Source organism: Pseudoalteromonas sp. Z1A6 (assembly GCF_011378745.1).
In the GTDB taxonomy this organism is placed as follows: Bacteria; Pseudomonadota; Gammaproteobacteria; order Enterobacterales; family Alteromonadaceae; genus Pseudoalteromonas; species Pseudoalteromonas arctica.
On the sequence record NZ_WTKW01000130.1, the window covers coordinates 1 to 11,112 of the forward strand.

General features: G+C 38.2%; 13 protein-coding genes. 11 read left to right on the forward strand and 2 right to left on the reverse strand.

What is annotated here, in order from left to right:
- From GQR46_RS09970 to GQR46_RS09980, 3 genes are all read left to right on the forward strand, one after another.
- Positions 1–328: topoisomerase DNA-binding C4 zinc finger domain-containing protein (locus tag GQR46_RS09970; RefSeq protein WP_165740849.1), on the forward strand; the 328-nt coding region annotated here is incomplete at its 5' end.
- Between the two features lie 227 nt (positions 329–555).
- A complete protein-coding gene (locus GQR46_RS09975; protein WP_165740850.1) occupies positions 556–1,032 on the forward strand; it encodes a hypothetical protein in 477 nt (158 codons plus the stop codon).
- 424 nt (positions 1,033–1,456) lie between these two features.
- Entirely contained in the window at positions 1,457–2,089 is a 633-nt protein-coding gene (locus tag GQR46_RS09980; protein ID WP_165740851.1) for a hypothetical protein, read from the forward strand.
- A gap of 139 nt (positions 2,090–2,228) precedes the next feature.
- On the opposite strand, the gene GQR46_RS09985 is transcribed toward GQR46_RS09980, so the two are convergent.
- Together GQR46_RS09985 and GQR46_RS09990 are read right to left on the reverse strand one after the other, a co-directional pair.
- On the reverse strand, positions 2,229–3,626 hold the full coding sequence (locus GQR46_RS09985; RefSeq protein WP_165740852.1) for a heavy metal sensor histidine kinase: 1,398 nt from the start codon (positions 3,624–3,626) through the stop codon (positions 2,229–2,231).
- Positions 3,616–4,302 carry a heavy metal response regulator transcription factor gene (locus tag GQR46_RS09990; RefSeq protein WP_024591667.1) on the reverse strand — a complete coding sequence of 229 codons (687 nt, stop codon included), beginning with the start codon at positions 4,300–4,302 and terminating at the stop codon, positions 3,616–3,618. The genes GQR46_RS09985 and GQR46_RS09990 overlap by 11 nt, the downstream gene beginning before the upstream one ends.
- 166 nt (positions 4,303–4,468) lie before the next feature.
- Here GQR46_RS09990 and GQR46_RS09995 point away from each other — a divergent pair, with 166 nt between their 5' ends.
- From GQR46_RS09995 to GQR46_RS10030, 8 genes are all read left to right on the forward strand, one after another.
- The gene (locus GQR46_RS09995) at positions 4,469–6,301 is read left to right on the forward strand and encodes a copper resistance system multicopper oxidase (protein ID WP_165740853.1); all 1,833 of its coding nucleotides are present in this window, start codon (positions 4,469–4,471) and stop codon (positions 6,299–6,301) included.
- Entirely contained in the window at positions 6,298–7,161 is an 864-nt protein-coding gene (locus tag GQR46_RS10000; protein ID WP_165740854.1) for a copper resistance protein B, read from the forward strand. The genes GQR46_RS09995 and GQR46_RS10000 overlap by 4 nt, the downstream gene beginning before the upstream one ends.
- 22 nt (positions 7,162–7,183) lie before the next feature.
- Positions 7,184–7,591: a copper resistance CopC family protein gene (locus GQR46_RS10005; protein ID WP_024596894.1), complete on the forward strand. Its 408-nt coding sequence runs from the start codon at positions 7,184–7,186 to the stop codon at positions 7,589–7,591.
- Positions 7,592–7,602: 11 nt separating this feature from the next.
- Entirely contained in the window at positions 7,603–8,511 is a 909-nt protein-coding gene (locus tag GQR46_RS10010) for a CopD family protein (RefSeq protein WP_165740855.1), read from the forward strand.
- A 23-nt stretch (positions 8,512–8,534) separates the two neighbouring features.
- Positions 8,535–9,023 carry a nuclear transport factor 2 family protein gene (locus GQR46_RS10015; protein ID WP_165740856.1) on the forward strand — a complete coding sequence of 163 codons (489 nt, stop codon included), beginning with the start codon at positions 8,535–8,537 and terminating at the stop codon, positions 9,021–9,023.
- Between the two features lie 53 nt (positions 9,024–9,076).
- Entirely contained in the window at positions 9,077–9,550 is a 474-nt protein-coding gene (locus GQR46_RS10020; protein ID WP_240922899.1) for a DUF411 domain-containing protein, read from the forward strand.
- A gap of 133 nt (positions 9,551–9,683) precedes the next feature.
- Positions 9,684–10,196 (forward strand): DUF305 domain-containing protein, encoded by a 513-nt coding sequence (locus GQR46_RS10025; protein ID WP_165740857.1) that lies wholly within the window; start codon positions 9,684–9,686, stop codon positions 10,194–10,196.
- A gap of 24 nt (positions 10,197–10,220) precedes the next feature.
- Positions 10,221–10,952: a MauE/DoxX family redox-associated membrane protein gene (locus GQR46_RS10030; RefSeq protein WP_165740858.1), complete on the forward strand. Its 732-nt coding sequence runs from the start codon at positions 10,221–10,223 to the stop codon at positions 10,950–10,952.
- The last annotated feature ends 160 nt before the right edge of the window (positions 10,953–11,112 follow it).

Consider the following 11,112-nt stretch of genomic DNA (forward strand, 5'->3'; position numbering starts at 1 on the left):
CTTTGGAGCTTGTTTTGCCCCCTATTGTTTAGTAGCAGCATTACCGCATACATTTGTCATTTCTCTGTTAATCAATTATTTTTTTCTTCCAGATGTTCCTGTTAAAAAAAATCAAGGAATACCGATATCAGAAAAACCTAATAAGAGCAGGTTCACAAAACTAAAAAATCAAACCCTAGATCGAGAGTTTGAAGATACTCAAATACCATGCTGCCCTAAATGCGGTTCTAAAATGATACTTAGGACAGCTAAGAATGGTCAACATATTGGAAATAAATTTTGGGGTTGCTCAACATATCCTAAATGTAGGGGACTATTAAATTTATAAAATAAATGTAATAAAGCGCTATTCTAATATTATAAGTTCGCTTCGATACAGGCGAAATGGACGCTGGTAAATCAAGCTTTAGTTCGGACGCTGCAGGCTTATTTATCAAGTTAGCTCAATTGTACTTAAGCTAGGAAAGCAACTTTCTTTAGCGTAAGCAACACAAACTATCAGTCGCATTAATACTAAAAACTATTTCTTAAAAAGAACTTATGGAAGAGGTGGAAATGAACACAATAGAGAAAATAATAGTAACATTATCACTATTAATGATGGCTGGCTGTGGAGTACAGCCTCATGAGGTTGGTGTTGAAATGAAACCAAATCAGCTATCTAGTGCAGAACAGAAAATGATGACTTCTGTTAACGTTCTAAGCGTAGGTGTAGCTGCCAGTAACCTTAACAGTGTAATTAATGGTGGGGTTGTTGTGCATGGTATTGAAGGGGGGAGCGCCACTAGATCCGATGTTACTGATGAGATGCGTAATGATATACCTTGGTTATTTAAAATTTCAGGCTTTAAGACTAAGCGTTATTTATTAATGAAGAAATACATCTCAACTACCGAGAAGGAATGCCACTACGAGGGAGGTTGGATGATAACTAGCGGTATACAGTTATGTATGAACTTTATATGGCAGAAAAATATTGACAATGGAGGCTATAAACGCAGTTCCTGGTCTGGATTTAATAAAGAAGAATAAAGTATAAGACGCCTCTGTGATGATCGTACTCTCAACAGACTGTATAGCAAACCAAAGGTTGTTAAGTTTTAACTGCTAGCTTAGCATACAATCGTTAAGCGATTTGGGGTGATAAGCGTGCGGTCTGATGCTTTGCATATAAAGCTAATATTTGACCTTCCTTGAATTCTAGGCTGATTAACAACGCTCAGAGTTTTGTTTAAATTGTTTATGGCACGATGTCGATGATTGTGTTGTTCACTAATTAACACTAGGCTATATTTTATGGTGGTAACAAGTGGAAATTTCGAGGTAAGTACTATTCTGTTAGTTGGTATCTAGAACAAAACCAAGATTACTACGGTGACTCGTTAATATTTGTGTCGGAAGCAGCCAAGAGCATTACCGTTAGAAAACTTTAAATCTATGGATGGCAAATATTAGGATGATTAGTGAATTGACCCTTTCTGTGTTGCGTGACAACATGTCCATTGACATAGAACACCTCATATCAAAGTTAGATAGCAATAGTATCTCGCAATTCAAAGATTGCTCTGTCGAGGCTTTAGAGAACTTCGTTCAATACTTATCATGCAGTAACGCCAAAGAAGAGATCAATAGTGTTGCAACAAGATACATAGAATTAGTTTCGGATTGCGTGTTTGAGGAATTTATAGATTCAATGAGGCATGCCTTTGTCGCTTATAGTCAAGGTGGTTTACTTGAATTATTTCTTCATCAAGAAAACCAAGCATGGTACCCAAGGATAAAGTTGAAGCACGCTCTTACTCCAAACGACATACATACTTTGTGTGATATCGTGACTGTGTATCGCGGTTGTGATCTGATTGAAGTCAATACTAAAGAATACGGTCAGTCATGGAGCAAATCAGAAGAGGTTGCGCGAGAGTTCGCGTTTGTACATTACAGTTCTCAAGCATGGTTTAGTAAAGGTTCAAGATGCGTATTAAAGGCAACTATCCATAAAAATTATATTTTCTACTCAGATCAAAGTAAACATGAACAAGAAGTTGTTGCTGATACTGAAAAACTCACGAATATCGATCTATGCACATAGCAAAGCGCTGCTGTCGGACAGCTTTTCCGCTGCGCTCCTAAGCTGCCGCAGAGTACGGCGTTACCAATGTCTGCAATTGGCACTTAGCTGAACTTCGCCAAAGAGCTACAAGCAAACATTGAGTTATTGGTTTTAATAATTAGCTTTTAACTAAATTTAAATAAACTTTAAAGCTGGTAGTTTGATTATTTGAACTGACCTCTATATCTCCACCGTTTGCTTGCGCTAGAGCTTTAACTATTGCAAGCCCTAAACCAGCTCCGTCGCTGTGTCGTTGCCGCGACTTATCAGGTCGATAAAAGCGGTCAAATAAATAAGGTAAATGCTCAGAAGGTATTCTCTCCCCTGTATTAATCACTGAAATGCATATTTTTTCAGCGGTGGTCATTTTACTGTTTACAGTGATTGATGAGCCTTTTGGGGCGTACCTAATTGCATTGGATAGTAAGTTTGATAATAATTGGCGAAAGTGTAATTTGTCACAATAAAAACAAAGGTTTTGACCCTTTTTATTAAATGCAATCAATGAGTCTTCAGCCAAAGCGTCAAAATACTCAAATAACACTTCAATTTCATCATGGCTTTTTAGAGTGTTTTGAACGGGTTTAATTAGCCCGTTTTGAGTTTTGGCGAGCCAAAGCATATCACTAACCATTTTAGTTAATCGCTCGAGTTCTTCTAAGTTAGAAAACAATAATTCTTGATACTCTTCCAACTGCCTTTTTTTAGATAATCCAACCTGTGTTTGAGTAATTATATTTGTGAGTGGAGTTCGTAGTTCATGAGCAATATCACTAGAAAAATTTGATAAGCGAATAAATTCACCTTGGAGCCTGTCGAGCATTGAGTTAAACGACTGAACCATATTAACAAGCTCAATAGGCACTTTATTTTCATCGAGCCTTACATCCATTTTATTAGTTTGGATATCGTGTATTTTCTGACTTAAACCTCGTAAAGGGTTTAATCCTTGATGTATAGCAAACCAAGCCACCAATAAAATGAGTACCGCTGAGCCAAACATAATGGCCCAAAGGCTTTGCTGAAATTGATTGAGAAAGTGTAAATGAAAGCTCATGTCTATCGCTGTAGTAATTTTGTATTGCTGTTGCCCAGTGCTGAAATTACTCACCAGAGCTCGGTAGGTGTGGGTATCATTTTGCCATGAGACAATATTGTTACGGTTAAAGCCAGTTGAAGCCTTAGCACTCATTACAAAATCACTAAAATCTCGTTCAGAGCTTTGAAAAATCAGCTTTCCTTTTGCGGTATTTACCTGATAGTAAACACCGTGATGACCCGCTACAGCGTTAGATAATTCATTTTTAAGTTTCAGGTTTGATTTATAGTGTTGTGTTAAAACTAGTTCAATAGATTGATTAATAACATGCAGTTCACTACTATCTTGCTGGAAAAAATGATGTTTTATCGAACTATTTATTAAGGTGGCAACTAAAGTTAAGCACGCAATAACGGTTACAGCCACAAACAACACAACACGCATCGTAAGTGATAAAGGCCGTGACTTAATAGCCATCAGTTTCAACCTCTAATTTATAGCCCATACCACGAACTGTATGAATTAATTTAACAGTAAAGTCATCATCAACTTTTGCTCTTAGCCTACGAATGGCAACATCAATCACATTGGTGTCGCTATCAAAATTCATATCCCATACTTGAGAAGCAATTAACGAACGTGGCAGTACTTCACCTTCGCGCCGTAACAATAGTTCAAGTAAGCTAAATTCTTTATTACTCAATAAAATACGCTTGCCTGCACGTTGTATTTTTCGCTTTGGAATATCCATTTCTAAATCAGCAACTATCAGTATATCGTCAACTGTTTGTACTGCACCACGGCGAATAAGAGTGCGTACTCTTGCTAAAACTTCAGCAAAAGCAAAAGGCTTTATTAAATAGTCATCAGCACCAAGTTCGAGCCCCTTTACTCTATCGCCTATGCTATCGCGAGCAGATAAAAATAGTACTGAGGTTTTGTTATCTGCTTCACGTAGCGACTGTAAAATTTTCCAACCGGATACGTCAGGTAACATGACATCAAGTATTATTACATCAAATAATTCGGTCATTGCTAGGTGATGGCCGTCAAGACCATTGCGCGCCAAAGAAACCTGAAAACCAGCTTCACTTAGTCCCTGTTTTAAATAATCTCCCGTTTTTGCTTCATCTTCAACAACTAATAAGCGCATACAATTCCTTCATTAAAGTCCTAACAACTACCTCTGCAAATATTATGCAGTATCTGTCACTACAGCAACATGACACCAAGATTACAACTTTGTAATGTTCGCGTCATGTTGAAGACAGGTCTATTTTCTATACTCAATACATATTCTGCTATGAAGGAGTAAGGAAATGGGGTTTAAAAAGTCATCACAACAGGTTAGCACACCACGAAGACGATTTGTTCAAGGCTTAATTGCAGGAGGTGTACTTGCTGCTTTTCCGAGTGTATTACATGCTGCATCATCTTTAGTAGCAGGAACAATAACAGGCACTGTACCCGAACTTAGCGGCGAAGTAATTGATCTGGTTATAGATGAATCGCCGGTTAACTTTACTGGTGTAGTACGTATGGCGACAACTATCAATGGATCTATACCCGCTCCTACCTTGCGCCTCAAAGAAGGCGATGACGTTACTATTAGAGTAACAAATAAGTTATCAGTACCGAGTTCAATTCATTGGCATGGCATTATTTTACCGTATCAAATGGATGGCGTACCAGGTATCAGCTTTAAAGGCATTATGCCGGGCGAAACCTTTGTTTATAAATTTAAACTACAACAAAGCGGTACATATTGGTATCACTCACATAGTGGCTTTCAAGAAATGACAGGCATGTACGGTGCATTAATTATTGAACCGCGAGAAAACGATATTATTAGTGCAGATAACGAGCATGTTATTCAATTATCTGATTGGACTGATGATGACCCTATGGCGCTGTTCCGTAAATTAAAAGTACAGAGTGATGTATTTAACTTCAATCAACCCACTGTCCCAGAGTTTTTCGATGACGTTTCAAGCAGCAGTATTTCAAATGCTCTACAGCGCCGAAAAATGTGGAATCAGATGCGAATGAATCCTACAGATTTAGCTGATTTATCTGCATCAGCAATGACTTTTTTAATGAACGGTAGTACTCCAATGGCAAACTGGCGTGGATTATTTAAAGTCGGTGAAAAGCTTAGGTTAAGGTTTATTAATGGCTCTAGTAATAGCTTTTTTGACGTGCGTATCCCCGAGTTAAAACTAACGGTTGTACAAGCAGATGGGCAAAACGTTGAACCAGTGACAGTTGATGAATTTAGATTCGGCCCTGGTGAAACCTACGACGTAATTGTTGAGCCTAAAAATGATGCCTATACGATTTTTGCTCAAAGTATGGATCGCTCTGGTTACGCAAAAGGAACTTTATCAAGCTCGCCTAATATTGATGCGCCAGTACCTGCACTTGACCCTGTTGAATGGTTAACGATGACCGATATGATGGGCAATATGACCCACGGCGGTGAGCACTCTGCAATGGCTGGTATGGCAGGCATGTCAGGCATGTCAGGTATGAACTCTAAAGAAATGGATCATAGCGCTATGGGCCACGGTGCAATGGCGATGGATCATAGCAAACATGGTATGTCTGAAAACCCATTGGCGGTTGCCAGCTCTAAAGTGCGTCATGCAAAAACGGAGTATGGAGCTTCAGTTGATATGCGCGTTGATATGCCTAGAACAAATCTTGATGATCCTGGTATTGGTTTACGTAAAAATGGTCGTCGTGTTTTAACACTTGCAGATTTACACTCACTTGAAGGGATCACTAACCAGCAAGAGCCAGAAGCTGAAATTGAGCTGCATTTAACCGGAAACATGGAGCGTTATAGCTGGTCATTTGATGGCTTAGAATTTGGTAAAAGCACGCCAGTGCATATGAAGCATAACCAACGTTTAAGAGTTATTTTACAAAACGATACCATGATGACGCACCCTATGCATTTGCATGGTATGTGGAGTGATTTAGAAAACGAGCAAGGTGATGTGCAAGTGCGACGTCATACGATACCTGTTCAACCCGCACAAAGAATCAGCTTTTTAACCACCCCTCACGATGTAGGTCGCTGGGCTTGGCATTGCCATTTATTATTCCATATGGATGCCGGTATGTTTAGAGAGGTAGTCGTATCATGAAACAATTAAAACTATCTAAATCATTAGGTTTATTAATGTTAACTGGGGCTTCATTAATTAGTTTCCCTTTATTAGCGCAAAGTGAAATGGCACAAATGAATAGCGCTAAGATGCAACCACAAGGAGGAAGTGCACCTAAAGATGCAAGAGACCCTCATGCTTACTCTGCGGGAACAACTTTAACAGAAGGCCCATATGCGCTTGAGGGCAATGAGCGATTAACACTCGCTGATGAGCATCCATTTTACGCATTACTAGGCGATCGTCTTGAATATAACGAGCAAGCAAACGCAGGTGTGTTTGACTTACAAGCATGGTACGGCACTACCTTTGATCGATTGGTAATTAAAACCGAAGGTGATTTCAGCGAAGGAAGTATTGAAGAAAACCAAACCGATATTTTATGGAGTCACGCCGTATCAGCATATTGGGATACTCAAGCAGGTGTTCGTCTTGATTACAATAAAGAAGGTGAAAATCGGCAATGGTTGGCTTTTGGCTTACAAGGTTTAGCCCCTTACTGGTTTGAAATTGATATGACAGCGTACGTGGGTGAGCGAGGCAATACCGCATTTACGTTAGAGGCAGAGTACGAACTATTACTCACGCAAAAGCTAATTATACAACCGCGAGCCGAAATTACACTTTATGGCAAAAACGATAAACAAAACGATCTTGGAAGTGGCCTATCAAGCAGCGCGATTGGCTTTAGGGTTCGTTATGAGTTTACACGCCAGTTTGCGCCCTATATTGGCATTGAATGGAGCAATAAATTTGGCAATACCGCCGACTATGCCACATCAAGTGGACAAAGTAGCAACAACACCGCATTTGTTGCGGGTATTAAATTTTGGTTTTAATCATTTTAAATAAGAGGTAATTATGAAGTTTTTTAATTCTGCAGTAGCCATTTTAGGTTTAGTGCTTACATTTTCCGCATCAGCGCACATATCACTCAAGCAATCAACACCTGCGCAAGAAGCCATGTTAATGAAAAGCCCAGAGCAACTTTCGTTAACTTTTGGTGGTGAAGTAAGGCTAGCAAAAGTCATCATCAAAGATGAAAAAAATAACTCAATAAACTTTGATTTCAAACCAAGCTCCACCCCAAGCACAGACTTTAGTTGGTCATTACCGAGCTTAGCCCAAGGGACTTACACGGTTAAATGGACAGCACTGGGTGGTGATGGACATAAAATGACCGACACGTTTAGATTTATGGTACACAAAAGTGAATCGCATAAGATGATGCAAGAACAATCTAATACCCACAGCAAACATAATCATTAAGTAGCAACATAATGCAATTAAGTGAATGGTCAGTACTCTTACTCTTATTAAAACTAGCAAGCTATATCGCAATTGCAGGGCTTGCGGGCACTTTATTAATGCGTTTTATGTGTGGCAACAGCAATGTTGCAGGGCATCACTTAATTAGTTTTTATCAGTTCTTAAAACGTTGGCAAATTACGTGTGTAGTTACAGGTAGTATTGCTGCACTTTTACAAGTACCAATAGAAGCTGGAGCAATGGCTGAATCAGGCTTTATGGGAATGTTTGACCCCTTTATGCTTGAAATTGTTTGGCAATCAGTCATAGGTGACCAAGCAACGTTTAGAATACCAGCGCTTATTATTGCTCTAATTAGCGCATGTATGTGGAATGTGGAATCAGATGATAACGTAGCAGGTTATAAAAACGCTGCCGTTATACTAATCATGCTTGGGTTTATCGCTTATAGTTTCACTTTTACTGGGCACAGTGCAAATGAAAATGGGTTAGTGAAAAGTATTTTAACCTTTCACCTTATTGCCATTGCGAGCTGGTTAGGGTCATTGTGGCCGCTTTACAAAAGCTGCACTTTACTACCTACCAGTGAAGTAAAGCGGTTAATGCATTACTTTGGTCAACTCGCTATTGTTATTGTATTTGTACTACTTATTTCGGGCTTAACTCTGCTCCTGCAGTACCTAGAGTCATTTTCTGCATTGTTTACATCAAATTATGGGCAACTAATTTTATTAAAGCTGCTACTCGTCTGCGCGATGCTATTACTAGGTGCATGGCATAAGCTTTTTTTAGTCCCGCAAATCACTCAACAACACCATATAAGTATATTAAAACGCTCGATCACTGTTGAAATAGTAATTGCCCTATTTGTACTTATTACCACAAGTGTATTTACAACACTTGTTGGTCCGCCTATTTAACGATTAATAAAAAAGGAAAATGTATGTTAATTAAATCCTCTAATTTAAAAATTTTATTGCTACTAATTTTTAGCGCTGTTAGTTCTTTTGCTGTGAACGCACACACCCATGAAGAGCACACAAAAAAAGGCTGGGTCTTTGTTAATGTTGATAGCGAAGCTGCAAAGGCAGTTAGCTTATTTCATGCATCCCTAAAACAAGGCGATGCCAAAGGTGCCCGTAAATTACTGGCCGACGATGTCGTCATTTTTGAAGGCGGAATTGTTGAGCGTTCTGCAGATGAATACGCGAACCATCATATGATAGCGGATATGAAATTCTTAAGTGCAGTTGATAGTGAACTGCTAGAGCATCAAGTTCACACAAATGGAAACATAGCTTACTCAATTTCAAGAAGTAAAACTCAAGGAAAGTATAAAGGGAAAGATATTAAGTCTACGGGAATGGAATCAATCACATTAAAAAACACCGATAAAGGTTGGAAAATCACTCATATTCACTGGTCTAATTAAGGAGTTAACAATGCGAGTAATCTACATTACCTCAGCGTTTTTTATCATTAACTATGTCATTTTCTACAATGAGTATCGAAAAACAGCATAAAACATCAATAATCTATGAAAATTCAGAAAAACCTGAAATTGAGCTTACCGTTTATAAAAGTAAAAATTGTGGATGTTGTAATAAGTGGATTGCTCATTTGAGTGAAAACAATATTCAAACAAAAGTAATTAACGTTAATGACATGGGGTCGATTAAATCTCAGTATCAAATAAAACCTAATATGCGCTCATGCCATACAGCCGTGTCAGCCGATGGATTTGTATTTGAAGGTCATGTTCCCGCTAAACATATAAAACAGTTTTTATCTGGGCAACACGCTCCGCACATTACAGGCTTAAGTGTACCAGCCATGCCTATTGGCACTCCCGGAATGGAAATGGAGGGTATATTTCACAAATATAATATTGAACTACTCACTGACAACTCAAATGAAGAAACCTACAGATACATAAGTAAATCCAGCGAGCAATTTTAGCCTAACGGCATAATTCTTGAGTTAATTGTTAAATACCCATTTTACACAACAGGAAACACTGATTTGTGAGCTTAATAGTGTAAATATTACTCACGTGTAAAAACAAAATACAAAACTTTTAAGGAGCAATACAATGTCACACTATTCAAAATTTTTTTTAATGATAGCAACATCCACAATAACCATGTTTGTATTGATGTATTTGAACACCTATCAACTTAGTCATGTTTATTTTAGTGAAACTCGTACTTATATGGCGCTTTATATGGGAGCCACGATGGCAGTGATAATGCTACTTTTCATGCTTAATATGTATAAAGATAAAAAGAAAAATATAACAGTACTCATTGCTAGTGTTACCGTATTTGCAGGTAGTTTATTTTTAGTTCGCTCACAAGCGACTGTTGATGATAGCTCATGGATGTCGGCGATGATCCCACATCATTCAATTGCCATACTCACCAGTGAAAGGGCAAAAATCAAAGATAAACGCGTTCAAAAGCTAGCTACAAATATAATTGAAGCCCAAGAGCGAGAAATAAAAGAAATGCAATGGCTCCTAAAAGATATAGAGCAAAACGGCATTACACAAACCAATGCTCAAGCACAATTAAGAGCTGTTCCAGATTTCAATTCAAATAAATAAACCGCATAACATAAGGAGTAAAGCATGAGTAAATCAGCCCAGCTTTTTAGAATGGCAACAGATGAGCATATTTGTCCGTTTGGTTTAAAATCAAAAGACCTACTAGAGCGAGAGGGATATACAGTTGATGATCAGCTTTTAACTTCTCGAGAGCAAACAGATGAATTTAAAAAACAACACAGTGTAGAAACTACACCTCAAACATTTATTGATAATAAACGTATAGGTGGCTACGACGATTTACGTAATTACTTTAATAAGCCACAAGCAGCCCAAGAAGGTACAACTTACACGCCCGTGATTGCGATTTTTTCGGTTAGTTTTTTGCTTAGTGTGGCATTTAGTTTTGCATCGGCTAATAGCTTATTATCAATGCAAACCGCTGAACTGTTTGTAGCCCTAACAATGGCAGTGTTAGCAATACAAAAGCTTCAAGACTTATTTAGCTTTACTAATTCATTTATAACCTATGACTTAGTCGCTATGAAAATAGTCAGGTACGCTTATGTTTACCCATTTTTAGAAGCATTTGTTGGCATTGGAATGATAGCCGGATTACCAGCCTATATTATTGCCCCTATTTCATTATTCATAGGTGGGGTTGGTGCTGTTTCAGTGATAAAAGCAGTCTATATAGATAAACGAGAGTTAAAATGTGCGTGTGTAGGCGGTGACAGTAACGTACCACTAGGGTTTATCTCCCTAACAGAAAACTTATTTATGATAGCTGCCGGTATTTGGATGTTTGTTAGGTAAATAACAGCTTTAATTTAAAAATATGATGACGAGCTTATTTATAGCACGAACCAGACTCAGTAGTTGAGTCTGGTTCTGCCTGAACTTAAAACCCCATCAATTTGCTCTGGCTTCACTAAGGTATCTTGAAGTTACAACGAGACTAAAGTTTTTTATCAAT

What these genes read in the sequence shown, in the direction of transcription:
- GQR46_RS09975 (WP_165740850.1), top strand. Translation starts at nt 556, where the DNA reads ATGAACACAATAGAGAAAATAATAGTAACATTATCACTATTAATGATG.
- GQR46_RS09980 (WP_165740851.1), top strand. Translation starts at nt 1,457, where the DNA reads ATGATTAGTGAATTGACCCTTTCTGTGTTGCGTGACAACATGTCCATT.
- GQR46_RS09985 (WP_165740852.1), bottom strand. Translation starts at nt 3,626, where the DNA reads ATGGCTATTAAGTCACGGCCTTTATCACTTACGATGCGTGTTGTGTTG.
- GQR46_RS09990 (WP_024591667.1), bottom strand. Translation starts at nt 4,302, where the DNA reads ATGCGCTTATTAGTTGTTGAAGATGAAGCAAAAACGGGAGATTATTTA.
- GQR46_RS09995 (WP_165740853.1), top strand. Translation starts at nt 4,469, where the DNA reads ATGGGGTTTAAAAAGTCATCACAACAGGTTAGCACACCACGAAGACGA.
- GQR46_RS10000 (WP_165740854.1), top strand. Translation starts at nt 6,298, where the DNA reads ATGAAACAATTAAAACTATCTAAATCATTAGGTTTATTAATGTTAACT.
- GQR46_RS10005 (WP_024596894.1), top strand. Translation starts at nt 7,184, where the DNA reads ATGAAGTTTTTTAATTCTGCAGTAGCCATTTTAGGTTTAGTGCTTACA.
- GQR46_RS10010 (WP_165740855.1), top strand. Translation starts at nt 7,603, where the DNA reads ATGCAATTAAGTGAATGGTCAGTACTCTTACTCTTATTAAAACTAGCA.
- GQR46_RS10015 (WP_165740856.1), top strand. Translation starts at nt 8,535, where the DNA reads ATGTTAATTAAATCCTCTAATTTAAAAATTTTATTGCTACTAATTTTT.
- GQR46_RS10020 (WP_240922899.1), top strand. Translation starts at nt 9,077, where the DNA reads ATGTCATTTTCTACAATGAGTATCGAAAAACAGCATAAAACATCAATA.
- GQR46_RS10025 (WP_165740857.1), top strand. Translation starts at nt 9,684, where the DNA reads ATGTCACACTATTCAAAATTTTTTTTAATGATAGCAACATCCACAATA.
- GQR46_RS10030 (WP_165740858.1), top strand. Translation starts at nt 10,221, where the DNA reads ATGAGTAAATCAGCCCAGCTTTTTAGAATGGCAACAGATGAGCATATT.